General features: G+C 65.6%; 23 protein-coding genes. 8 read left to right on the forward strand and 15 right to left on the reverse strand.

The window, feature by feature from the left end; genetic code table 11:
* Nucleotides 1-132: 132 nt before the first annotated feature.
* The 3 genes from trxC to NMB41_RS14125 all read left to right on the forward strand — a co-directional run bounded on the left by trxC (nucleotide 133) and on the right by NMB41_RS14125 (nucleotide 2,054).
* Entirely contained in the window at nucleotides 133-567 is a 435-nt protein-coding gene (trxC, locus tag NMB41_RS14115; RefSeq protein ID WP_494378447.1) for a thioredoxin TrxC, read from the forward strand.
* An 88-nt stretch (nucleotides 568-655) separates the two neighbouring features.
* Complete coding sequence (locus NMB41_RS14120) at nucleotides 656-1,018, forward strand: DUF4870 family protein (RefSeq protein ID WP_494378448.1); 363 nt, start codon at nucleotides 656-658, stop codon at nucleotides 1,016-1,018.
* Between the two features lie 76 nt (nucleotides 1,019-1,094).
* The gene (locus NMB41_RS14125; RefSeq protein WP_494378449.1) at nucleotides 1,095-2,054 is read left to right on the forward strand and encodes a chemotaxis protein; all 960 of its coding nucleotides are present in this window, start codon (nucleotides 1,095-1,097) and stop codon (nucleotides 2,052-2,054) included.
* Nucleotides 2,055-2,187: 133 nt separating this feature from the next.
* On the opposite strand, the gene NMB41_RS14130 is transcribed toward NMB41_RS14125, so the two are convergent.
* Nucleotides 2,188-3,357: a cystathionine beta-lyase gene (locus NMB41_RS14130; protein WP_494378450.1), complete on the reverse strand. Its 1,170-nt coding sequence runs from the start codon at nucleotides 3,355-3,357 to the stop codon at nucleotides 2,188-2,190.
* A 5-nt stretch (nucleotides 3,358-3,362) separates the two neighbouring features.
* Entirely contained in the window at nucleotides 3,363-4,778 is a 1,416-nt protein-coding gene (gene rimO / locus NMB41_RS14135) for a 30S ribosomal protein S12 methylthiotransferase RimO (RefSeq protein ID WP_494378451.1), read from the reverse strand.
* A 145-nt stretch (nucleotides 4,779-4,923) separates the two neighbouring features.
* On the opposite strand from rimO, the gene NMB41_RS14140 reads away from it, so the two are divergent.
* A complete protein-coding gene (locus NMB41_RS14140) occupies nucleotides 4,924-5,052 on the forward strand; it encodes a hypothetical protein (RefSeq protein WP_494378452.1) in 129 nt (42 codons plus the stop codon).
* Between the two features lie 116 nt (nucleotides 5,053-5,168).
* Here the strand turns inward: NMB41_RS14140 and NMB41_RS14145 are convergent, their stop codons facing one another.
* From NMB41_RS14145 to phaC, 3 genes are all read right to left on the reverse strand, one after another.
* The gene (locus tag NMB41_RS14145) at nucleotides 5,169-7,934 is read right to left on the reverse strand and encodes a hybrid sensor histidine kinase/response regulator (protein ID WP_494378453.1); all 2,766 of its coding nucleotides are present in this window, start codon (nucleotides 7,932-7,934) and stop codon (nucleotides 5,169-5,171) included.
* 208 nt (nucleotides 7,935-8,142) lie between these two features.
* Nucleotides 8,143-8,700, reverse strand: a complete 558-nt coding sequence (phaR, locus tag NMB41_RS14150) for a polyhydroxyalkanoate synthesis repressor PhaR (RefSeq protein WP_494378454.1) — start codon at nucleotides 8,698-8,700, stop codon at nucleotides 8,143-8,145.
* Nucleotides 8,701-8,933: 233 nt separating this feature from the next.
* Nucleotides 8,934-10,727 carry a class I poly(R)-hydroxyalkanoic acid synthase gene (gene phaC, locus NMB41_RS14155; protein WP_494378455.1) on the reverse strand — a complete coding sequence of 598 codons (1,794 nt, stop codon included), beginning with the start codon at nucleotides 10,725-10,727 and terminating at the stop codon, nucleotides 8,934-8,936.
* Between the two features lie 42 nt (nucleotides 10,728-10,769).
* Here phaC and NMB41_RS14160 point away from each other — a divergent pair, with 42 nt between their 5' ends.
* Nucleotides 10,770-11,084 carry a hypothetical protein gene (locus NMB41_RS14160; RefSeq protein WP_494378456.1) on the forward strand — a complete coding sequence of 105 codons (315 nt, stop codon included), beginning with the start codon at nucleotides 10,770-10,772 and terminating at the stop codon, nucleotides 11,082-11,084.
* A 25-nt stretch (nucleotides 11,085-11,109) separates the two neighbouring features.
* Here NMB41_RS14160 and pgeF read toward each other — a convergent pair whose 3' ends face one another.
* The gene (gene pgeF, locus NMB41_RS14165) at nucleotides 11,110-11,886 is read right to left on the reverse strand and encodes a peptidoglycan editing factor PgeF (protein ID WP_494378457.1); all 777 of its coding nucleotides are present in this window, start codon (nucleotides 11,884-11,886) and stop codon (nucleotides 11,110-11,112) included.
* On the reverse strand, nucleotides 11,886-12,929 hold the full coding sequence (locus NMB41_RS14170) for an RluA family pseudouridine synthase (RefSeq protein WP_494378458.1): 1,044 nt from the start codon (nucleotides 12,927-12,929) through the stop codon (nucleotides 11,886-11,888). The genes pgeF and NMB41_RS14170 overlap by 1 nt, the downstream gene beginning before the upstream one ends.
* Nucleotides 12,930-12,993: 64 nt before the next feature.
* Between NMB41_RS14170 and NMB41_RS14175 the strand changes: the two genes are divergently transcribed.
* Nucleotides 12,994-13,833: an outer membrane protein assembly factor BamD gene (locus NMB41_RS14175; protein ID WP_494378459.1), complete on the forward strand. Its 840-nt coding sequence runs from the start codon at nucleotides 12,994-12,996 to the stop codon at nucleotides 13,831-13,833.
* Nucleotides 13,834-13,892: 59 nt separating this feature from the next.
* Here NMB41_RS14175 and yaaA read toward each other — a convergent pair whose 3' ends face one another.
* Entirely contained in the window at nucleotides 13,893-14,663 is a 771-nt protein-coding gene (gene yaaA / locus NMB41_RS14180) for a peroxide stress protein YaaA (RefSeq protein ID WP_494378460.1), read from the reverse strand.
* Nucleotides 14,664-14,711: 48 nt separating this feature from the next.
* On the opposite strand from yaaA, the gene NMB41_RS14185 reads away from it, so the two are divergent.
* Nucleotides 14,712-15,167, forward strand: a complete 456-nt coding sequence (locus NMB41_RS14185; RefSeq protein WP_494378461.1) for a putative toxin-antitoxin system toxin component, PIN family — start codon at nucleotides 14,712-14,714, stop codon at nucleotides 15,165-15,167.
* Between the two features lie 34 nt (nucleotides 15,168-15,201).
* Nucleotides 15,202-16,359 (forward strand): pyridoxal phosphate-dependent aminotransferase, encoded by a 1,158-nt coding sequence (locus tag NMB41_RS14190; protein WP_494378462.1) that lies wholly within the window; start codon nucleotides 15,202-15,204, stop codon nucleotides 16,357-16,359.
* Nucleotides 16,360-16,550: 191 nt separating this feature from the next.
* Here NMB41_RS14190 and NMB41_RS14195 read toward each other — a convergent pair whose 3' ends face one another.
* Genes NMB41_RS14195 through NMB41_RS14225 form a run of 7 tightly spaced genes read right to left on the reverse strand, consistent with a single transcriptional unit; the run spans nucleotide 16,551 to nucleotide 23,214 of the window.
* Nucleotides 16,551-17,906, reverse strand: coding sequence for a tetratricopeptide repeat protein (locus NMB41_RS14195; RefSeq protein WP_494378463.1), 1,356 nt, complete (start codon nucleotides 17,904-17,906; stop codon nucleotides 16,551-16,553).
* A gap of 9 nt (nucleotides 17,907-17,915) precedes the next feature.
* Nucleotides 17,916-18,806 (reverse strand): ExeA family protein, encoded by an 891-nt coding sequence (locus tag NMB41_RS14200; RefSeq protein WP_494378464.1) that lies wholly within the window; start codon nucleotides 18,804-18,806, stop codon nucleotides 17,916-17,918.
* Complete coding sequence (gene mshL, locus NMB41_RS14205; RefSeq protein ID WP_494378465.1) at nucleotides 18,806-20,590, reverse strand: pilus (MSHA type) biogenesis protein MshL; 1,785 nt, start codon at nucleotides 20,588-20,590, stop codon at nucleotides 18,806-18,808. The genes NMB41_RS14200 and mshL overlap by 1 nt, the downstream gene beginning before the upstream one ends.
* Nucleotides 20,587-20,973, reverse strand: a complete 387-nt coding sequence (locus NMB41_RS14210) for a hypothetical protein (protein WP_494378466.1) — start codon at nucleotides 20,971-20,973, stop codon at nucleotides 20,587-20,589. Before NMB41_RS14210 ends, mshL begins: the two co-directional genes overlap by 4 nt.
* On the reverse strand, nucleotides 20,958-21,641 hold the full coding sequence (locus tag NMB41_RS14215) for a hypothetical protein (protein WP_494378467.1): 684 nt from the start codon (nucleotides 21,639-21,641) through the stop codon (nucleotides 20,958-20,960). The genes NMB41_RS14210 and NMB41_RS14215 overlap by 16 nt, the downstream gene beginning before the upstream one ends.
* Nucleotides 21,638-22,276 (reverse strand): PilN domain-containing protein, encoded by a 639-nt coding sequence (locus NMB41_RS14220; RefSeq protein WP_494378468.1) that lies wholly within the window; start codon nucleotides 22,274-22,276, stop codon nucleotides 21,638-21,640. Before NMB41_RS14220 ends, NMB41_RS14215 begins: the two co-directional genes overlap by 4 nt.
* Nucleotides 22,273-23,214: an agglutinin biogenesis protein MshI gene (locus NMB41_RS14225; RefSeq protein WP_494378469.1), complete on the reverse strand. Its 942-nt coding sequence runs from the start codon at nucleotides 23,212-23,214 to the stop codon at nucleotides 22,273-22,275. The genes NMB41_RS14220 and NMB41_RS14225 overlap by 4 nt, the downstream gene beginning before the upstream one ends.
* Nucleotides 23,215-23,228: the final 14 nt, after the last annotated feature.

A 23,228-nucleotide genomic window follows, 5' to 3' on the forward strand; every position in this document is an offset into this window, starting at 1 on the left:
GTGAAGTAGGCCGATTGTACGCCGGGGGCGCTGGCCGGGGCGCATGGTTGAGCCGGCGGCGCCAGGCGTGCGCAGCGGCCGACGCGCCTCCGGCATAGAATACCCTCACCGATTCTTTTCGAAGGACTCATCGTGACCGACTCCCTCCACATCGTTTGCCCCGCCTGCGACGCCGTCAACCGGCTGAGCCAGGCCCGCCTGGCCGACAACCCGGTGTGCGGCAAATGCGCCGCCCCGCTCTTCAGCGGCCGCCCGCTCGACGTCACCTCCGAGCGCTTCAATAAACATATCGCCCGCAACGATATCCCGGTGCTGGTCGACTTCTGGGCCGAGTGGTGCGGTCCGTGCAAGATGATGGCGCCGGCCTACCTCCAGGCTGCAAGCCGGCTCGAGCCGCGCGTGCGCCTGCTGAAGGTCGATACCGAGCGCGCCCAGGATCTGTCGGCGCAATTTGGGATCCGCAGCATTCCGACGCTGGCGCTTTTCCGGGGCGGGCGCGAGGTGGCGCGCCAGCCAGGCGCGATGGATGCGGGCAATATCGTCGCCTGGGTGCAATCGAAGCTATAAGTGCACCCAGTTGGAAACGTTAGCGAAATCGCCACGATTCGCTGCTACAATCGGCTCCGAAGCGGGGTCGTCCCGCATGGAGCCAACAATGACACAACAACTCGTACTCGACAGCGGGACTGAAGATGCCAAGCAGATGGCGCGCATCCTCTACCTGGTGCACGCTGCCACCTTCTTCTTTTCGCTGGGGATGCTGTCCTTCCTGCCGCTGATCGTCAACTACATCAAGCGCCCGGAAACCCACGGCACCCTGGTCTACAGCCACCACAGCTGGATGATCCGCTCGTTCTGGTTCTACTTCCTGTGGATGGTGGTCGGGGGTATCCTGTTCGCCACGCTGATCGGCATTCCGGTCGCCTGGCTGGTGTGGACCCTGGCGTGGTTATGGAAGGCTTATCGTCTGATTCGTGGTTTTTTGGACCTGAACAGCAATAAATCGATGCCGATTTGACGATTTTTGGGCGCAATCCAGCGAAATCGGCGCTAGAATACTTTCCTGATGGCACTACCACTTTTCGGGACGAAATATGAAATCGGTTCAGCAGGAAGTCGACGAGCGCAGTAACCTGGCAGGCACCAATAAATTCGAGCTGCTGCTTTTCCGCCTCGGCGGCGACGAGAACGGCGAGCGCAGCGAGCTGTTCGGCATCAACGTTTTCAAGATCCGCGAAATCGTGGCGATGCCGCAGATTACCGCCGTGGCCGGTTCGCCGAGCCACGTGCTGGGCGTGGTCAACCTGCGCGGCCAGATCATCCAGGTGCTGGACCTGCCGGCGATCGCCGGCGTCAAGCCGAAGACCGGCCTGAACATCATGCTGGTCACCGAGTTCGCGCGCACTACGCAAGCTTTTGCGGTGGAGAGCGTCGAAGAAATCGTGCGCCTGGACTGGAGCCAGGTGATGTCGGCCGAAAAGAGCGCCGGCAGCGGCATGGTCACCAGCATCGCCCGCCTGGAAGGCGAAAACGGCGCGCCGGGCCGCCTGGCCCAGGTGCTCGACGTCGAGACCATCCTGCGCAGCATGAACCCGGACACCGGTCCCGAAATCAGCCAGCAGACGGTCGGCGCCAAGATCCAGATCAAGCCAGGATCCGTGATCCTGGCCGCCGACGACTCGGTCGTCGCACGCGCCCTGATCGAACAAGGGCTGGACGCCATGGGCCTGCCCTTCATCATGACCAAGAGCGGCAAGGAATGCTGGGACCAGCTCAATACCATCGCGAATGCGGCCGAAGGCGAAGGCAAGAGCGTGTATGACCGCGTCGCGCTGGTGCTGACCGACCTCGAGATGCCGGAGATGGATGGCTTCACGCTGACCCGCAACATCAAGAAGAATGCGCGCTTTGCCAACATGCCGGTGGTGATTCACTCCTCGCTGTCGGGCACCACGAACGAAGACCACGTCAAGAACGTGGGGGCGGATGCCTATGTGGCCAAGTTCTCGGCGGAAGACCTCTCGAGCACGCTGCGCCGGGTACTGAAGCAATAAGCAAACAGTAAGCTTTACGCCTGCTCCCGCCGGAGCGGAAAAGACAAGGGGCGCGTCGCGGGAATTTCCCGCCACGCGCCCCTTTCGTTTTACCGCAAGGCCAGTCAGCGCCCGGTGTTCTTTGCCGGCCTGTTCAGCCCTGCAGCTGTCCAAGCGCGCGCGCGATGTCGGCGATCAGGTCGTCCGTGTCTTCCAGGCCGATATTGAAACGCACCAGCAAGCCCTTGCCCTGCCAGTCGCGGCGGATCGCCGTCATCCGGTAAGGCATGACCAGGCTGTTTGCGCCGCCCCAGCTGTAGCCGAGGCCGAACAGTTCCAGCGAATCGACGAAGCGGTCGATCTGTTCTTCGGTATAAGCTTCGTCGAAGACCACCGAGAACAAGCCGCCGGCGCCTGTGAAATCGCGCTTCCAGGTATCGTGTCCCGGGCAGTCGGTGAAAGCCGGATGCAGCACGCGCGTGATTTCGGGACGCTCCTTCAACCAGGCCGCCACCCGGCGCGCGCCGGCGTCGTGGGCGTCGAAGCGCAGCTTCATGGTGGGCAGGCCGCGCATGACCAGCCAGGCGTCGTCGGCGCTGACGCCCTGTCCCAGGCGCATGTGGGCCATGGCCAGCTTGTCGTGCACGGCGCGCTCGCGCGTGATCACGGCGCCCATCAGCACGTCCGAGCCGCCCGACTGGTATTTGGTGAGGGCCTGCATGATGATGTCGACGCCAAGCTCGAAACCGCGCAGGGCCAGGCCCGCGGACCAGGTGTTGTCGAGGGCGACCAGCACGCCGCGCTCCCTGGCGGCGGCGCAGATGGCGGGCAGGTCCGGCACTTCCATCGACACCGAGCCAGGTGCTTCGGTCCAGATCAGCTTCGTGTTCGGCTGGATCAGTGCAGCGATGCCGGCGCCGATCATCGGATCGTAATAGCGCGCGGTGATGCCGAAATCGTTCGACAGCCAGCGTCCCAGTTCCCGGTTCGGGTTGTAGACGTTATCCGGCAGCAGGACGTCGTCGCCGGTTTTCAGGAAGGCGAAATCGACCATCGCGATCGCCGCCAGGCCCGACGGCGCCAGCAGGCACTGCGTACCGCCCTCGATTTCGGCCAGGCGCGCTTCCAGCGTAAACGTGGTGGGCGTGCCGTGCAGGCCGTAGGTATAGGCGTTCTTCTCTTTCCACTCGCCCGAGCGCATCGCCGCCACGTTCTTGAAGAGGACCGTGGAAGCGTGGTGGATCGCCGGCGGGAAGGCGTCGAAGCCTTCCGGCGCCGTGTAGGCGGTGTGGACCAGCGTGGTCTGGAGCGACTTCTTCGCCATGGTTCTTACAGCGTTCTGGCCCAGAGGTCGTGGGCGTCGGCCTTGGTCACGACCACATCGGCGAACTGGCCGACGGCCAGCTTGGCCTGGCCGGGAACGAGCGAGCGCTTGATGTGGACCACGCCGTCGATTTCGGGCGCGTCGGCGCTCGAGCGGCCGATGGCTTCGCGCGGCGTGACTTCGTCGATCAGCACGCGGATGGTCTTGCCGACCTTGGCCTGCAGGCGCTTCAGTGAAATCTCTTCCTGCAGCAGCATGACGCGTGCGCGGCGTTCTTCGCGTACTTCCAGCGGCACAGGATTGTCCAGCAGGTTGGCGGTCGCGCCTTCCACCGGCGAATAGGCGAAGCAGCCCAGGCGGTCGATCTGCGCTTCGCGCAGGAAGTCGAGCAGGTATTCGAATTCGGCCTCGGTCTCGCCGGGGAAGCCGGCAATGAAGGTCGAGCGGATCGTGAGGTCCGGGTTCATCGCGCGCCAGGCCAGGATGCGGTCGAGGTTCTTCTCGCCGGAGGCCGGGCGCTTCATGCGCTTGAGCACATCCGGGTGCGCGTGCTGCATCGGGATGTCGAGATAAGGCAGCACGTGGCCGTCGCCCATCAGCGGGATGACCTGGTCGACGTGCGGGTAAGGATAGACATAGTGCAGGCGCACCCAGGCGTCGTACTGGCGCGCCAGCTGGCCGAGGGCTTCGGTCAGCTGGGTCATGTGGGTCTTGACCGGGCGGCCGTTCCAGAAGCCGGTGCGGAACTTCACGTCAACGCCATAGGCGCTGGTGTCTTGGGAAATGACCAGCAGTTCCTTGACGCCGGCCTTGAACAGGTTCTCGGCTTCGATCAGCACTTCGTGGATCGGGCGCGAAACCAGGTCGCCGCGCATCGACGGGATGATGCAGAAGCTGCAGCGGTGATTGCAGCCTTCGGAAATTTTCAGGTAAGCGTAGTGCTTCGGCGTGAGCTTGACGCCATGGTCCGGCATCAGGTCGATGAAGGGGTCGTGCGTCATCGGCAGGTGCAAATGCACCGATTCCATCACCTCGGCCATCGCATGCGGGCCGGTCACGGCAAGCACCTTCGGGTGCACCTTGGTGATGATGTCCTGGCCCTGCGCATCCTTCTTCGCGCCCAGGCAGCCGGTGACGATCACTTTGCCGTTTTCAGCCAGCGCTTCGCCGATGGCGTCGAGCGACTCCTGCACCGCGGCGTCGATGAAGCCGCAGGTGTTGACGATCACGAGGTCGGCGCCGGCGTAGGACTTGGCGGTCTGGTAACCCTCGGCGCGCAGCTGGGTCAGGATCTGTTCCGAGTCGACCAGCGCCTTGGGGCAGCCGAGCGAGACGAAGCCGACCTTGGGCGCGGCAGCCGGAGCGGCGGCGATTGCTTCAGGGTTGGCGGCGGGGACGGGATTGCGACGGAGTTCGAGCATGGATTGGAGGCGACAAAGAAGCTGGGCAATCTGCGATTGTACCTGAACGCGCACCAGGAGAGTACAGGTGCATTGTTTTCAGCGACAGCGCCTGCCGCGAGTTTGAACGGATTTTCGCTTTCTCTACACCACCAAAGATTTCCATGTGGATATCGTGTTCACCCTGGCCGCGCTGGCCATCGGCGTGCTGCTGGCCTGGGCCATCACGTGCCAGCTCCGCGGCGGAGCGCAGGTGGAGGTGGCGCTGATCAAGATCGACGGCGTGACCCGGTAAAAAGGCGAAAGCCATGGCCGCATGCAGCCTCGGCGCGGCGGCAACTGCGGCGATGACGGCGCCGGCCGTCATCCGGACGCCGCCCCGCGCGCGCGCAGCGTTGCGGCAGACGCATGTCAGCCCTGCTCCCGGGCGGCGGCAAGGTCGGCCAGGATGGCGGCCAGGCGGCCGGTGTCGGCCGGCTTGACCAGGTGATGGGAAAAGCCCGCGGCGAGCGACTCGTTGCGGTCGCTCTCGTGACCATAACCGGTCACCGCGATCAGGACCGCATGCTCTGTCTCGGGCAGCGCATGCAGGCGCCGGGCCAGCTCGTTGCCGTCGATCTCGGGCAGGCCGATATCGAGGATGCAGGCATGCGGCCGCTCCAGGCGCGCGCGCGCCAGCCCCGCTCGCGCGCTGTGTTCCACGGCGACCTGGTGCCCCATGCTCTCGAGCACCATGCCCAGCATCGTCGCGGCGTCGGCATTGTCGTCGACCACCAGGATGCGCAGGCCAGCCTCTTCGGTCAGGCCGGCCAGCGATGCGGCGCCCGCCGTGGCGCTTGCCGCATCGCTGGCCAGGCGCGGCAGGCGGACGCAAAAGCGGCTGCCCATGCCCGGGCCTGCGCTGTCGCAGGTGACGCTACCCTTGTGCAGTTCGACCAGGCTCCTGACCAGCGCCAAGCCCAGCCCCAGGCCGCCGGCGGAACGGTCCGAGCTGCGCTCGCCTTGCGCAAACAGCTCGAACACGCGCCCCGCCAGGGCCGGCGTCATGCCGATGCCGTCGTCGCTCACCTCGATCATGACGCTGTCGGCGCACGCTTCCAGGCCGAGCGTGATGGTGCCGCCTTCCGGCGTGTACTTCGCTGCGTTGTTGAGGATATTCGTCAAGACCTGCACCAGCCGCTTCCTGTCGCCCATGACGATGGTCGTTTCCGGCGTTATGTGCGACTGCAAGCGGTGACGTTTGGCCTGCACCAGCGGCGCCACCTGTTCGGTGGCGTCGGTGACGACGTGGCGCAGGTCGAGCGGCGCATTTTCGAGCTCGACCAGGCCGCGCGTGACGCGCGACACGTCCAGCAGGTCGTCGATCAGGTGCGTCATATGGTCCACCTGGCGCCCGATGATCTCGCTGGTATGGCGAACCCGTTCGCCATTCATATTTCCCATTCGCAACAAATGCGCCGCCGCGCCGATCGGCGCAAGCGGATTGCGCAGCTCGTGCGCCAGCATGGCGAGAAATTCGTCCTTGCGGCGGTCGGCCTCGCGCAGCGTCTCTTCCGCCACCTTACGCTCGCCGATATCGCGGAAGAACACCGCGAGGCGGTCCTCCGGCAATGGATAGGCGCGAATTTCAATCCAGGTTGCTGCACCGTGCGACAGCGATTGCAGGTGTTCCAGGGTACCCGGCAGACGTTCGGCCTGGACACGCCGGTAAAGTGCTTCAACAGGACCGCCGGCCAACTCCGGCATGGTCGTCCATAACGGCCGTCCGAGCAGGTCGGCGCGCGCCATGTACGACAGGCGCGCGCCCATCTCATTGACCTGGAGGATGGTCCAGTCGCCGTCCAGCAGGGCGAAGCCTTCCGCCATGCCGTCGAAGATCTGGCGGCTGTGATCGCGCTCGGCGCGTAGCGCCGCCTGGGCACGCGCGCTCTCGACGGCGAACCAGGTACGGTCGACCATGTCCTCGGCCATGGCGATGTGCTCGCTGGTCCAGCATCGGGGCGCATCGTCGTGCACGCTCAGCACGGCGCGCAGTTGCCCGTCCTTGACGAGGGGAATCGCCAGCACCGCCCGGATGCCCGACGCCAGGTAGTTCGCAAGATAAGGCAGGGCGGCGTCGACCTGCATAATGTCGTCGACGACGAGCCGGTCGCCGGCGCGCAGGACGTCGGCCACGGCGGCGCCAAAATCGTCGAGCCGCAGGCGCGTGCCGCTCAGCGACGCCAGGCTGCCGTCGCTCCAGCCGCGCTGCAAGGCCAAGTGGGTGGTCGTTGCGTCGGCCTCGCCGTAAATCACGCGCTTGCCGCCGAGTTGGCGTCCCAGCAATTCGCAGGCGCTCGCCGTGACCTCGTCCGGCTCGCACAGGGGACGGATGCGGTCGGCGAGCGCCAGCTGGAAGGACTGACGCCGCTCGGCCACCTCGAGCGCGATCTTGAAAAGCTTTTGTTCATGAATGTCGGTCGAGGTGCCGAACCAGCGCTCGACGGCGCCGGATGCGTCCAACAAGGGCTCGGCGCGTACCAGAAACCAGCGGTAGGCGCCGTCGTGGGCGCGGATCCGGTGCTCGACCTGGAAATCGCGCTGCCGCTCGTAGGCCTGGCTCCACGCGGCCATGGTGTGCGCGCGGTCGTCCGGGTGGACGAAGCGGTTGGCCACGTCCGCCGGCGTGCTCGCCGCGATGGGGTGGCCGGTGTACTCGTCCCAGACACGGTTGAAATACACCGCCGCGCCCGATGCCATCACGATCCAGATGATTTGCGGCACCGAGTCGGCCATCAGCCTGAAATTGCGCTCGCTCTCACACAGGGCCTGCTGGGTCGCCACCTGCTCGCTGACGTCGCGAAAATAGAACGACAGCCCGGCGGCGGCGGGCGCGACCCGTACCTCGTACCATTTCTCGTGTTCGGGATAGTAGGACGTCACCTCGGCCGGAACGTGGTCGTGCATCGCATGGCGGTACACGGTCTCGAAGGAGGTGCCGGCCAGGCCGGGAAAGGCATCCCAGATCGTTGTGCCGACGACGTCGCCGCGCAGGACGCCGAGCAGTCGTTCGGCGCGCTGATTCAGGTAGACAAATTCCCAATTTCGATTGACTGAAAAAAAGCCATCGGAAATGCTTTCCAGGATGGCGATTGCTTCGTCCGCAAATTGCTGCGACGAACTGCGGCTGACATGCATGAACGCCCCTTCGGCATTTTCGTTAATTCACCATTATAAAAGGGAACGACATCGTCGGCATGTCTTGCCGTCGGGTCCGTTTTGCGCGCACCCGTCCCGCCGCGCTGCCGCGCCAGGGAGCGCCGTGATAAAAAACCCCAACGGCTGGTGTCCAGCGGTTGGGGTTCGCGTGCGTGGCCGGCTCGACTCTTACTGCGTCATGCGATGTTTACTTCTTGTCCGTCGGCACCGGCGGAAACGGGAAGGCGCTGAACAAGACCTTGCTCTGGTTCTGCATCTGCTCCTGCATCTGCATGAACAGGTTCTTGCTCTGGTCGATGTAGTTATTCATCATGCCCTGCATCATCGGACCCTGGACGTTCATGAACTGGGTCCACATTTCCGGGCTGAAGGGCTTGCCCTCGAGTGCGCCGGCGGCATTGCTGGTGAACTTGTTCTGGATGTCGGTGAAGGCCTGGACGTTCTTTTCCAGGTAAGAACCCATCATGCCCTGCATCGCATGGCCGTAGTAACGGATGATCTGGGACAGCACGGCGCTCGAGAACATCGGCGCGCCGTTCGCTTCCTCTTCGAGGATGATCTGCAGCAGGATCGCCCGGGTCAGGTCTTCACTGGTCTTGGCGTCGACCACCGTGAACTCGTCGGCGTCGAGGACCAGTTGCTTCACGTCCGTGAGGGTGATGTAGGAACTGGTCTGGGTGTCGTAGAGACGACGGTTCGGATACTTCTTGATCAGGCGTTCAGTACTGTTTTTTGCACTACTCATCTCGAATTCCATTATTGCGCCGCCTTGTGGGCAGCGCGCTGCGAAGATTGTTCAAATGTCGCGCCGGCTTGTCTCGCCGGCTTGCCGCGTCGTCTCGCTTTGCCTGCCCAGAAAGTTGCCGGACAGGACGAGCCGCCTAAAAATACCACGTTCAATGCGCAGGTGCAGCAATTATCGCTTTTGCCACTGAATTTATTTCAAGGCAAGTACGAGCCGACAAGTTTGCTTCTTCCTCAAGCACGGACCTGCACGTAACGCCCCGGCGCCGGTTCCGACGGCTGGTACTGCGCATTGCCCGCCTGGCTCGGGGCCGGCACTTCTGCGCCGCCGTTTTCCTGCAGGAAGCGCGCCCATTCCGGCCACCAGCTGCCCTTGTGTTCGGTCGCGCCGGCAAACCATTCCTCGGCCGATGGCGCCGCCGCCGTCCTGGCGCCGTTCTTGCGGCCCTTCTTGCCTTCCGTTGTCGCGCTCATCTGGTCGTTCACCCAGTAGCTGCGCTTGCCCTTCGAGGCCGGGTTGATGACGCCGGCGATATGGCCCGAGGCGCCCAGCACGAAACGGTTGGCTTTCGGCTTCGTTGGATTGAGCAGCGTGCTTGACGCAAACGCGGCCGGCCAGGGCACGATGTGGTCTTCTTTCGAGCCGTAGATGAAGACCGGCGCGTCGATGCTGCCCAGGTCGACCGGCACGCCGCAGACCGTCAGCCGGCCCGGCACTTTCAGATTGTCCTCGAGATAGGTATTGCGCAGGTACCAGCAGAACATCGGGCCCGGCAAGTTGGTACTGTCGGCATTCCAGTAGAGCAGGTCGAAGGCCGGCGGCACCCTGCCCTTCAGGTAGTTTTGCTGGACATAGTTCCAGACCAGGTCGTTCGGACGCAGCGCCGAGAAAGTGGTCGCCAGGTCGCCGCCCGGCAGGATGCCGCCCTTGGCCAGCTTGGCCTCGTGCTTCGCCACCGAGGTTTCGTCGACGAAGACTTCCAGCACGCCGGTGTCGGAAAAGTCGAGCAGCGTGGTCAGGAGCGAGACGCTCGCCGCCGGCTGCTCTCCGCGCGCGGCCAGCACCGCCAGCGCAGTGGCGGCAATCGTGCCGCCGACGCAGAAACCGAAGACGTGCACCTTGTCCTGGCCACTGATCTCGCGCGCGACCCGGATCGCGTCGATCGCACCGCGCTCGACATAATTGTCCCAGGTAATGCCGGCCATCGACTGGTCCGGGTTGCGCCAGGAGACCATGAAGACGGTATTGCCCTGCTCGACCGCATAGCGCACCAGCGAGTTTTCCGGCTGCAGGTCGAGGATGTAGAACTTGTTGATGCAGGGCGGGATCATCAGGAGCGGCACGGAGCGCACGGTCGGCGTGACCGGGGTGTACTGGATCAGCTGGAACAGCTCGTTCTCGTACACCACCTGTCCGGCCGTGGTGCCGACGTTCTTGCCGACCTCGAAGGCCGATTCGTCGGTCTGCGAAATGCGGCCCTTGCGCAGGTCTTCCAGCATGTTCTGCAGGCCCTTGGTCAAGCTTTCGCCCTTGGACTCGATCAGCTGGGCCTGGGCTTCCGGATTCGTTGCCAGGAAATTGGCGGGCGACATGGCGTCGACCATTTGCTGCACTGCGAAGCGGATCTTCTGCCGCTCGCGCGCGCCGGCCTCGACCGCGTCCGCCATGGCCATCATGAATTCGCCGTTGAGCAGGTAGGAGGCGGCCGTGAAGGCGGAGAGCGGCGTGGCGGTCCACTCCGAACTCGAGAAGCGCTTGTCCTGCAGGGGCGGCGTCTTGCCCGCCATGAAGTCCTGCCACAACTGCCCGACTTTTTGCAGGTAATCCTGGCGCAGCGCGTCCATGCGCGCCGGCGCGATGCTCACCTTGAAATCCTTGAATACGCCGGCCAGCGGGTTCGATTGCATGCCCGCGACCGCCCCCATGCCGCCCGCTGCGGGCAATTTCATCCACTCCTGCCAGGCCGACGGATCGGTCAGCTGGTTCATCCAGGTGGTGGCGAAAGCTTGTGGGTCGGGCATATTCATGTCGGCGTCCGTTAGAATCGGGTTATCAAACTGGAGAACAGCATGTGGATCGTTGCAATCGGCTGGAGCTATGTCGTCATCCTAATGGCAGCGACGGAAACGTCAATTATCGCGGGAATCATGACCTTCCTCTGTTATTGCATGATACCCCTGTCTATACTTTTTTACCTCACCGGCGGCAAGCGGCGTCAGGCGCGGCGCGCGCTGGCGGACGCGACCGTGGCCCGGCAGGCGGCGCTCGCTGCAGCCGAGCAATCGGCAGGCACGGAAGAAAACGTTGTGAAAAACATACAGGACGCGGATGCGCCCCCGCTGAAACGCGGCACCGGCGCGCTTGGCACCGGCAGCGAAAGCTAGAGAGTATTGATGACGCCGGACGACGTCACTTGAGCCAGATCAAACTTGCTTGGCGTCCCGTCACGCCGTCGCGGCGGTAGGAGTAAAAACGGTCCGGCTGCGTTGCCGTGCATTCATTACCGCCGAACAAACTCGTTACGCCATCGCGCGCCAGCATCTGCCGCGCCAGGGCGCCCATGTCGGCCAGGTATTTGCCCCCACGTTCAGGGCGGGGCCGGAAGGCGAAACCGACATCGATGCCCGGCAGCGCCGCGGCAAAGCTGTCGAACACGTCCTGCCCGACTTCGAAGGCTTGCGGGCCGATCGCCGGACCCATCCATGCCGTGATTTCCCCGGCGCCGGCCTTGCGCATGGTGGCCACCGTCTGCCCCAGCACGCCACCGGCCAGCCCGCGCCAGCCGGCATGCGCCGCCCCCACCACCCTGCCCGCCCGGTCGGCGAACAGGACCGGCAGGCAGTCGGCGGTGAGGATGGCGCAGACCACCCCAAGCCTGGTGGCGATGCTGGCGTCGCCGACGCGCACCGGCAGGTCTTCGCCAACCTTGGCGGCATCGACCACGTCCGCACCATGCACCTGCGAAATCCAGGCCGGGCGGCCAGGAACCAAGGCCTGCAGGCGCGCGCGGTTCTCGGCAACGGCAGCCGGATCGTCGTTCACGTGCAGGCCCAGGTTCAGCCCGCCCCCGCCGCTGCCGTCGTCATACGGCCCGCGCGAGACGCCGCCCAGGCGCGTCGTCGCCAGCGCGCCGATGTTGGCAGGCGCATCCGGCCAGTCCGGAATGACGAGCGCGCGTGGATCCATCAAACCGCTTCCGGTTCCGGAATGCTGGCCTTGGCGATCAGCTCGGCGAAGTCGTCGGCCAGCGGCACGACCCATTCGCACTGCTCGCCCGTGAACGGATGCACCAGGCCCAGGCGGCGTGCCTGCAGCGCCTGGCGGTGAAAGACCGGGCTCAGGTGTGTCTTGCCGTACACCGAATCGCCGACCAGGCCAAAGCCGATCGAGAGCATGTGCACACGGATCTGGTGAGTGCGGCCGGTTTCCAGGCGACACTGCACCAGGCTGACCGGACGGCGGTCGAGCATGCCTTCGGCCAGGCGCGTGTAGTGGGTGATCGCCGGCTTGGCGCCCAGGCTGGACGAGACCGCCATCTTGACGCGGTCTTTCGGATGGCGCCCCATCGAGGCGTCGATCGTGCCCGACAGCTGCGGCGTGCCCCAGACCAGCGCGAAGTATTCGCGCTTGACGGTACGTGCCTGCAACTGGCGCACCAGGTCGGTCTGGGCGGCCAGGGTTTTACCGACGACCATCAGGCCGCTGGTGTCCTTGTCGAGGCGGTGCACGATGCCGGCGCGCGGCACCGAGCCCAGCTGCGGCGCATGGTGCAGCAGGCCGTTGAGCAGCGTGCCCGACCAGTTGCCCGCGCCCGGGTGCACGACCAGGCCGGCCGGCTTGTTGATCACCAAAATGTGCTCGTCTTCATAGACGATGTTCAGCGCGATTTCTTCCGGCGCGAACGCCGTGTCTTCGGGCGCCGGCTGGGGCAGCACTTCGATGGTTTCGTCACCGTAGGCAGTGTCCTTGCCGCGCGCGGTCTTGCCGTCGACCAGCACGTGGCCGCCATCGAACCACAGCTGCAGGCGGCTGCGCGAAAACTGGGGTACGAGCGAGGCGACGACCTTGTCGAGACGCTGGCCACAAGCCGACTCGTCCAGGTGCAGGGTGATCGGAGAAAGGTCGATGCCGCTCGGGGGTACGAATGCAAGGTCGTCGCCATCGACGTCGCCGTCGAAATCGGGGTCAAGGGGTAAATCCGCCGAAATCGGCGCAGGAGTTAATATCACGTCAGTCCCATCGGCTATAATCAGCCGTTCGTTGAATCTAGGTAAAACTTTTCTGCAAAAAGCTATGCAAAAAAAACTGTTGGTAGTGGTTGCTATGAGTGCGTTGTTGGGCCTGTCCGGCTGTGGCCTTTTGCCAGATAAAACCGATGAGACCCAAAAGTGGTCAGCGGAGAAATTATACGCTGAGGCACGCGAGGAGATGGACGGCGCCCATTATGAGGCCGCAATCAAGTTGTTTCAGCGCCTCGAAGCAAATTATCCTTTCGGCGCCTACGCTACCCAGGCGCAGATGGAAATCGCCTATGCGCAGTACAAGGCCCAGGACCAGGCGGAAGCCCTGGCCGCGGTCGAGCGCTTCATCAAGCTGCACCCGAACCATCCGCAAGTGGACTACATGTACTACCTGCGCGGCCTGATCAATTTCAACGACCAGATCGGCTTCCTCTCGGTAATCTACGAACAGGATCCGACCGAACGCGACCCGAAAGCGACGCGCGAAGCCTTCGCCGCCTTCAAGGCCCTGGTCGACCGCTTCCCGAACAGCAAATACGCGCCGGATGCGATCGCCCGCCTGAACTACCTGATCAACGCGATGGCGTCCTATGAAGTGCATGTGGCGAATTACTACTATCGCCGCGGCGCCTATATCGCCGCCATCAACCGTGCACAAAACGCCGTGTCCGATTACAGCGGCGCTCCGGCACGCGAAGAAGCGCTGTTCATCATGGTGCGCAGCTACGACAAGCTCGGCATGCTGACGCTGCGCGACGACGCCCAGCGCGTGCTGACCCTGAACTATCCGAACAGCCGCTTCCTGAACCCGAACGCCAAGGGCGAGGCGCCATGGTGGCAGTTCTGGGCCAAGTCGGGACCGAAGCCGGCGCCGAAGGATGTGCTGAAATAATCCGGCGCCAAGCCGGGCAGGATGACGCGGGGTGGGCAAGGTGCCCACCCCGTATCGTTTTATTGCGCGACTTTCCTGCGGAACAGCCAGCGCTTGTCGTTCGATGCTTCCGGCACGAAGGCATAGCCGTCGACGTCGAAACCCTTCAAGGCCTCGGCATCGGTAATGCCCTTCTCGATCGCGAAGCGCGCCATCATCCCGCGCGCGCGCTTGGCGTAGAACGAAATGATCTTGTACTTGCCGTTCTTCCAGTCCTCGAACACGGGCGTCACTAGCGGCGCCGTCAGCAGCTTCGGCTTGACCGACTTGAAGTATTCTTCGGAAGCCAGGTTCACCAGCGCGGTCGACTTCGTGGCGGCCAGCTCCTTGTTCAGCGCCTCGGTGATCGCCTCGCCCCAGAACGCATACAGGTCCTTCCCGCCTGGCGTGGACAGTTTGGTGCCCATCTCCAGGCGGTAGGGATGGATCAGGTCGAGCGGGCGCAGCAAGCCGTAGAGGCCCGACAGGATGCGCAGGTGGCGCTGGGCGAACTTCAGCGCGGCGGCGTCCAGGCTGCGCGCGTCAAGGCCGGCGTAGACATCGCCATTGAAGGCCATCATCGCCTGGTGGCCGTCGCCGTGGTCAAGGGTCCAGGTGGCATAGCGCGCCACGTTCAGGCTCGCGAGCTGGTCCGAGATGTGCATCAGGGCGCCGACCTGGCCGGGCGAGAGGTCGCGCAGCACGCCGATCAGTTGGGCGGCGCGTTTCGTGAAATCAGGAAGCGTGTGTTCCCGGGTGGGCGTTGGGGTGTCGAGGTCGAGGGATTTGGCGGGCGATAAGACGATCAGCATAAACTCACAGCAATTCAATAACGCAAAGTAAGCAAAAAGATTTCCCACATGATACTCGCTTCCGTCCAACCCATCGTCCTCGACACCAATGTCTGCCTCGACCTGTTCGTCTTCCACGACCCGCGCTGGGAGCCGCTCATGCAAGCGCTCGAACGCGGCGAACTGACGGCCGTGACGCGCGCCGATTGCCGCGACGAATACCTGATCGTGCTGCACTACCCGCACTTGCCCCTGGACGAGGACAGCCGCGCCGTCGCCGCTGCGCAGTTCGACCGCCTGGTCACGGTGGTGGCACCGGACAGCAAACCGGTGCGCCTGCCCGTCTGCACCGACCGCGACGACCAGAAATTCCTCGAGCTCGCACGCGACGCCGGCGCCGCCATCCTGGTCACCAAGGACAAGGCCTTGCTCAAGCTGAACCGCAAGACCACGCAGGCCGGCATGTTCAAAATCATGCTGCCCGAGGCCTGGGTCAAACAGCAAACGGCGCCCGCGCTAGAATAAGCGACCGCAACTTCGCCAACTCGCCATTCAGCCCATGAGCACCCCTGCCCTGCAATCGCGCCTGCCCAAGGTCGGCACCACCGTGTTCTCCACCATGTCCGCGCTGGCCAGCCAGCATGGCGCCGTCAACCTCGGCCAGGGCTTCCCCGACTTCGGCTGCGACACGCGCCTGCTCGACGCGGTCAACGATGCCATGCGCGCCGGCCACAACCAGTATCCCCTGATGACCGGCGTGCCGGCGCTGCGCGAAGCGATTGCCGCCAAGATCGCGCGCCTGTATGGCCGCCAGTACGACGCCGCCAGCGAGATCACCGTCACCGCCGGCGCCACCCAGGCGCTCACCACCGCCATCCTGTGCTGCATCCATCCGGGCGATGAAGCCATCGTCATCGAGCCGGCCTACGACAGCTACGCGCCCGCCGTCGAACTGGCCGGCGGCGTGGTGCTGCCGGTCGAGATGGAAGTCGGGGAAGCCGGCTATGCCGTGCCGTGGCAGGCGGTGGCCGCCGCCGTCACGCCGCGCACGCGCCTGATCGTCATCAATTCGCCGCACAACCCGACCGGCTCGGTCCTGCGCCGCGCCGACCTGGACCAGCTGGCCGCCATCGTCGCCGGCACGGACATCCTGGTCCTGTCGGACGAAGTCTACGAACACATGGTCTACGACGGCCAGCAGCATGCCTCGGTCGCCAGCCACCCGCAGCTGGCCGAGCGCGCCTTCGTCGTCTCGAGCTTCGGCAAGACCTACCACGTCACCGGCTGGAAGGTCGGCTACGTGGCCGCGCCCGCAGCCTTGAGCGCGGAATTTCGCAAGGTCCACCAGTACAACGTGTTCACGGTGAATACGCCGATGCAGCACGGCCTGGCCACCTACATGCGCGACCCGGCGCCCTATCTCGGGCTGTCCGACTTTTACCAGCAGAAGCGCGACCTGTTCCGCGCGGGGCTCGAAAAGACGCGCTTGCGCCTGCTGCCGGCGGACGGCACCTATTTCCAGTGCGTCGATTACCGCGCGGTGTCCGCTATGCCCGAATCGCAGTTCGCGCAGTGGCTCACGCGCGAATTGAAGGTGGCGGCGATTCCCGTGTCGGCCTTTTACAGCAGCGGGAAAGAGTCGGGGATCGTGCGTTTCTGCTTTGCGAAGGAAGACGCGACGCTGCGCCTGGCGCTGGAGCGGTTGGCAGCGATTTAGACTGTAGGGTGGGCACTCCGTGCCCACGCGGACCGACGAGCAGTGGTAGCGAAGTTCGTGCTGCGGAGCTAACGGACCGCTAGCGGTGACCGAGTGTGGTCGCAACTGCACCGGCGTCGTGCAAGGCCTGCAATGCGCCGGATTTCGCGTGGGCACGGAGTGCCCACCCTACCTCGCAGCAACGCGTGAATCTACCGCCCGAGCTGCTGCAGCCTGCGCTCCACAAACGCCTGCAATTCCGGCGACAAGGTCCCAAGCGCCTTCGCCTGCCGGAAGGCCTCGCCCGCCTCCGCGTTGCGTTTTTCTCCCTGCAGCGCAATCCCCAGCCCCATCCACCACACCGCATTGCCCGGCGCCGTGCGCAGCGCCGTTTCGTACTGCTCGGCCGCTTCGCGCAGGCGGCCCTGGCGTTGCAGCGCGCCGCCGAGGAAGGCGTGGTATTCGCCGTTGCCGGCCGCATAAGGCAAGGTACGCTGCAGCGCCTCGATGCCGCTCTTGCCGCGCTCGATCTGCAGGCGCGCCAGCAGCATCGCCAGCGCCGGCTGGCGCGGGTCCAGCGTCAGGGCCTGCTGGAGCTGGGTCATGGCCTCGTCGCCACGGTTGTTTTCGATGAAGAGGCTCACCAAGGTCTGGCGCGCCGCCTCGTGGCGCGGAGCTATGCGCAGGGTTTGCTGCAGGCTGGCGATGGCATCGGCCACGCGGCCATCCTGCAGGCTGGCCAAGGCGCGCCGGTAAGCGTTCTCGGAGCTCTGGCTGGTGGTCTCGACCCGGCCCTGGCCGCGCGCGGCCGGGGCGGCATCGACGCGTGGCGCATCGGGCACACCTGCCGGCACAGCGCCGCCGGCCGCTTCCTTGCGCTTGAGCGCAGCGAGCCAGGCGGCATCCGACTTCGCGCGCGCGGCGGCGCGCGCCTGCTCCTCGCGCAGCTTGCGTTCGCCCGCGCGCCGCTCGGCTGGCGGCAAGGCCGCGAGCCTGGTTTCTTCGGCCTTCCAGCGTTTGGCCAGGCGTTCGTCTTCGGCGCGTGCGCGCTCGCTGGCGACGGCCCAGGAGGTGGTCGAGGCGGCGGCCCGCGCATCGGCCGCTGCGGTGTCGGCCTTCTCGCCGGCAGGCGCCACGGTTTCCGCTTTGACGCTGACGGGTGCGGCCGCTTTCGCCGGCGGCACTGGCTTGCTCTCCGCAGGCGGCGCCACAGCGATGACTGGCTCCGGCACCGGCTTGGCAAGCGGCGCCGGCTCTGGTTCCGGCTCACGCGCGGGCGGCGCCGGCGGCACGGGCGCCACCTTGGCCACCGTGACCTGGGCCGGCGCGGGCGGCGTCACCGGCGCCACCGGCGCCGGCACTGGCGCAAGCGGCGCGGCCGCGCGCGGCAACAGGTACCAGGCGGCCGCACCGCCAGCCAGCACCAGCACCACGGCCGCGATCGCAGCCAGGCGCAACGGCGCGCGGCGCGCTTCGATCGCCACCGGCTTGATCTCGGGCGAAGCCCCGTCGGCGCGCGTGGTGCCGCGCGCGTCGAGGTCTTGCAGCATCTTGTTAATTAAGCTCATGACTCAGGCTCATCGTGCGAAGGTCCAGGCAAGTCCGGCCGCCATGCCGGCCAGCGCGCCCGCCCCCGCCAGGTAAGGCCAGAGGCGGCGCTTGACAACGACCGTGTCGCGCGCGGCGCCATTCACATGGGTGGCGCTCACTAACTGCTTGCCCTCGCCGTAGCACAGCATCAGCGCCTTGTGCGCCATGATGTTGACCAGGCGCGGGATGCCGCCGCTGGCGCGGTACAGGCGGCTCACCGCAGGGGGCGAGAACAGGCGCGCGCCGCCAAATCCCGCCACGCGCAGGCGATGCGCCAGGTAGAAATCGAGGTCGTCGCGGCTCAGGGGGCCGAGGTGGTAATGGAAGGTGATGCGCTGGGCCAGCTGGCGGATCGCATCGAGTTCGAGCTTGCGGTTCAGCTCAGGCTGGCCGAAGAGGACGATCTGCAGCAGCTTCCTCTTCTCCGTTTCCAGGTTGGTCAGGAGGCGCAGCGCTTCCAGGCTCTCGACCGGAATGGCCTGCGCTTCGTCCAGGCAGAGCAGCACGCGCTTGCCCTGGCCCGCCAGGTCGAGCAGGCGCTGCATGATCGCCTTGAGCAGGCGGTGCTGGTCGACGTCGCGCTCGAGCGGCACCTCGAGCTCGTCGGCCAGGGCCAGCATCAGCGTGCGCGGCTCCAGGAAGGGATTCGGGATGTAGGCGGTGACGAAATCGTCGCCCAGGGTCGCCATGAACTTGCGGCACAAGAGGGTCTTGCCGGTGCCGACTTCGCCCGTGATCTTGATGAAGCCTTCGCCGCTCCTGGCCGCGATCAGCAAGGTGTTGAGCGCTTCCTGCGAGCGCGGACTGCCGAAAAAGAAGCTCGTGTCCGGCGTGATACCGAACGGCAGTTCGCGCAGGCCGAAATGCGCTGCATACATTACTTGCGCTCCAAGGTGCGCCGTTCAAAAGCGCGTGGGTCCAGGGTCTCGATGCGGCGCGTGGTGTCGAGCAGGTCCTGGCTCCAGTTGCTGGCGCTGTCGACGATGGTCGGCTTGATCAGCACCACCAGCTCGCGCTTCTGGTTGACCTTGTTCTTGTTGCGGAACAGCGCGCCCAGCACCGGCACCTGGCCCGCGCCCGGCAGCTGGCTGGTGTCGTCGCTCGACGCCTGGCGCATCAGGCCGCCGATGGCGACCACCTGGCCGTCCTGGCCGCGGACAATACTGTCCAGTTCCGAGGTCGACGAGGCGGCCAGCGGCAGCGTCAGCGAACCGGCCGAACCGAGGTCGATGCCCTTGGTGATGGTCGTCACCTGGCTCACCGAGGGGTGCACGTGCAGCAGGATGTTACCCTTCTCGTCGATCTGCGGCGTCACGTCCAGCACCACGCCCGAGAAGAAGGGCTGCAGCGTGACGCTTGGCGAGACCGTGTTGCCGGTGGCGCTGGTGTTGGTCGTGGTCGTCACGCCGGTGACGAAGAATTCGTCGGTGCCGATCTTCAGCACGGCCTTCTGGTTGTTGACGGCCGCGATGCGCGGGCTCGAGAGCACGTGCACGCTGCCCTGCTGTTCGAGCAGCGAAATCAGTGCGGCGAAATTATTCGTCTGGAAGGCAAAGCCGAACAGGGCGCCGGCTGCATTGGCCGCATTCGAGAGCGAAAAGCCGGTGCTGGCCGCGAGGCCACTGCCATTGCTGATCACGGGCGGTTGGCCGCCGTTGAACGGCAGCGGCTGCAGGGTCGCGCCCGGCGAGATCATACCGGTGGACGCCCGGTTGTTGCGCGAACTGCCGATCGACGAGAAGCTGGCCCAGTTGATGCCGCTCTGGAACTGGTCGTTCAGCTCGACCTCGAGGATCTTCGCTTCCAGGATCACCTGGCGGTCCACCGACAGCTGGGTCGCCTTCAGGTAGGCGTCGACGTTGCGCAGCTCTTCCGGCATGGCGCGAATCACCAGCACGCCCGACTGCGGGCTGACCACCACGCTGCGCCCGCCCTCTTTCGAGCCGACGATGGCGTCGATCGCCAGCTTGAGGTCGACCCAGAAGTCGCTGTTCGAGACGGTGTTGACGTCGGTGCTGTCGGCCTTGGCGGTCCCGCCGCTGCCGTTGGCCTGCGGTGGCGGCGTACCGCCCCCGCCGCCGCTGTCGCCGTTGCTGACGCTGCCGACGTTCGACACCGAGGTCGAGGTCACGCGCAGGTTCGACGAACCGCGCCGGCTGCCGACCAGGTAGTTCACATGGAACATCCGGGTCTGGATCGTCAGCGGACGGATCGAGATCCGGGTGCCGTCGATCTTGTAGTCGTAGCCGTACATTTCGCGCACCGCTTCCAGCGTTTCGGCCAGGGTCACGTCCTTCAGGTTGGCGCTGATGGTGCCGGCAACATCAGGATGGACCAGCATGTTGTAGCGCGTGCCGGCCACGATCGAGCGGAAGAACTGCTGGGCCGGCACATTGTTGAAGGCGACATTGAAGCGCTCCTCCAGCGCCGGCCGGGCCTTGGGCAGTTCGCGCGCCAGGCTGCTGGCCGGCGGCAGCAAGGCATTCGCCACCGCATCCTCGTTCGGCGCCGCCTTGCTGTTGACGGCGCTGGCGTTGGAAACCTCGCGCTTGATCGCATCATAGGTCTGGTGCGGCGGCGTGCTCTGGCAGCCGGCCAGGAGCGCACTTGCAACGAGCGCCGCCAGCAGCGAAGTGGTGCGGGAAGATGTGGTGTCGGTCATTCTTTGCCTGTTCGTTCGATGCCGGACAACACGGGCGGCGCCCCTGCATCCAGTTTCAAGACCTGGCGCGAGCGTCCGCGTACCAGTTCCACTTCGTGCTGTTCGATGCGCGTGACGCGTGCGCCCTTGTGCAGTTCGCCGAGACGCACGGTCTCGCCGTCGATCACGGCCACATGGCGCCCGCCGCTCTGGCGCGCGATCAGGACCGATTGCAGGCGCGGCCCCTGCCTGGCCGGTGCCGCCGCGCCCGTCGCTGGCGCGTCCGCGCGTGCGCCCGGCCCGATGGCCGGACGGGTCGGGTCTTGCAGCGTCTGGGCAAAAGCCACAGGCGCCAGGCAGGCCAGCAATAAAGCGCCGAGTGCCGCCTTCACAGCTTCATCCATTTCTCGTCCAGGCTGAGGGTGTGCAGGGTCAGTGTCAAGCGCGAGCGCGGCCAAACTTCCGTCTCGAGCTGCGCGCCGCCCCAGAACAACTGGGTCGGCATCGCTTCGAGCGCCGCCATGGTCGCGATCATGTCCAGGTAATTGCCGCGCACCGTCACTTCCAGGCCGTGGCGATACAGCAGGCTGGCGGGCGCGCCCTGTTCCCGGACGGCGCCATCCGCCGTGGCCGGGCGGCCCGCGCCCTGCACCGGTTCGGCCGGCAAGGTCCGCATCTGCACCAGTTCGAGCTTGCCGTTGGCGCGCAGGATGGCGTCCACCAGCGGCGCCATGCGCTCCGGCGCCACCAGGCCGTTCTGGACCGCGCGCAGCCTCAGGGCCAGTTGTTCGGTCTCGGCCCGCACGGCGCCCACGCGCGCGCGCGTTGCCGCATCCGGGTCGACCTGGGCCGCCGCCACTTTCGCGCCGATCTCGCCATCGATCCCTTCGATGTTGTTGCGCTGCTGGAGAATCTGCGCCTGCAATGCCTCCTGCTGCCTCAGCATCGGGCCGAGCCCGAAGAAGACCACGAGAAAGACGCAGGCGGCCACGCTCGCTGCGAACATCAGCACGCGCTCGCGCAGCGTCATCGCCTCGATGCGGGCAGCCAGGGCTTTCCAGCGCTCGCTCATGGCCTGGCCCCCTCCGCCTTCGACGCCAGGCTGAATTCCACATACGGCGCGGCGCCCGCACGGCTGCCGCCGCCGGCGTCTGGCTGCAGCGCCTGGGCGATGTTCAGGCTGCCGAAATCCTTGCCCTGCAAGAGAGGCTCGCGCGTCAGGCGGCTCAGGTAGGCCGGCACCCGGCGCGCGTCGAGGGCGCGCCCGCGCACCCCGATCGTGGTGCCGGCGCCGGCAATCGAGACGCCGGTCAGCCAGAGGCCGTCCTGGTGCTGGCGCGCGAAGGCGCGGAAATATTCGGCGTAGCCGCGCGTATTACCGAGTTCGCCCCGTGCCAGCACGCCGGACACCTGGCGCAGCGACGCGAGCTGGCGCTCGGCTTCGGCCAGTTCGGCCTCGAGCGCGGCGCTTTTCTGGCGCGGCGCGAAATCCGTTTTCACCGTGGCCAGGCGCGCCTGGCGCGCTTCTAGCTGGAGCGCGCCGGCATCGGCTTCCTGGCGCAGCTGCTGCAGGCGCATGCCGCTATACAAGCCCATCGCACCGAGTCCGGCCAGCAGCAGCACCAGGGCCTGGGCCATCGTGCGCACCGAGAAAATCTTCCGGCGTTGCAGGAAGATCGGGTTGAACAGGTTGATTTGCTGGCTCACAGCACCGTCTCCTCGCGCCGCAGGGCCGCGCCAAGCGGCACCAGGAAGCGCTGCTGCAAGGCTTTGTCGGCCAGTTCCGGCGCGCGCTCGAAATCGAAGACGCTGGCCAGGTCGAGCGTATCGACCGGCGTGTACAGGTTGCTCGACAGGTAATCCTCGAGGCCGACGATGGCCGAGGGCGCCAGCACCAGGCGCGCCACGCTGATAAAGGAATACTGGCGCTCGAAATTGTCCAGCGAGCGCTGCAGTTCGAGGGTGACGCGGTCGAAGCTGGCGTTGCGGCGTTCGTGGTCGGCCTCGAGCAGCTGTTCGAGCGCGATGTCGATGCGCCGTGCCAGATACAGTTCGCCGCGGAAGGACACGGTCAGCAAACCGCCCTCTTCCCCGAACGACAGCATGGCCACGCCGCGCCCGGGCGGCTCCACCAGGGCCGAGATATTGCGTTGCGCCATTTCGGGGATGTCGATCACCGCCAGTTCGACTTTTGCGTCGGTGAACAGTTTCTGGCGCGTCTCGATCACGCTGTTGCGCGCGGCAATCGCAAACATCGAATGCTGGGCGCGCGCGGCGGCGTCCGGATCGATCGGCAGGTCGAGCACGTCGATCGTGGCGTCGTCGACGTGGAAGTCGAGCATGTCCTTCAGGCGCCAGCGCACGGCCGTTTTCAGCTCGTCCGCTGCGACATTCGGCGCGTCGACCGACAGGATCTGGTATTCGCCGCCGGCCAGCACGGTAATGGAACGGTAGGCATGGGCGTGCAGTTCGCGGCCGGCTTTTTCCAGTAGCTGGGCGTAGTCTTTACCGGGATAGAACACGGCCTGGCGCACCTGGGGACGGATGTCGCTTGCGGTCTGCATGCTGACGGCGGCGAGGCCGTCGCGTTGCAGCGCAATCGCCAGCCAGCCATCCCTCTTCCTTGCTTTTCTAAAAAAACGCATGCGGACCGTTATCG

It is taken from the genome of Massilia sp. FBCC-B171 (assembly GCF_059134155.1).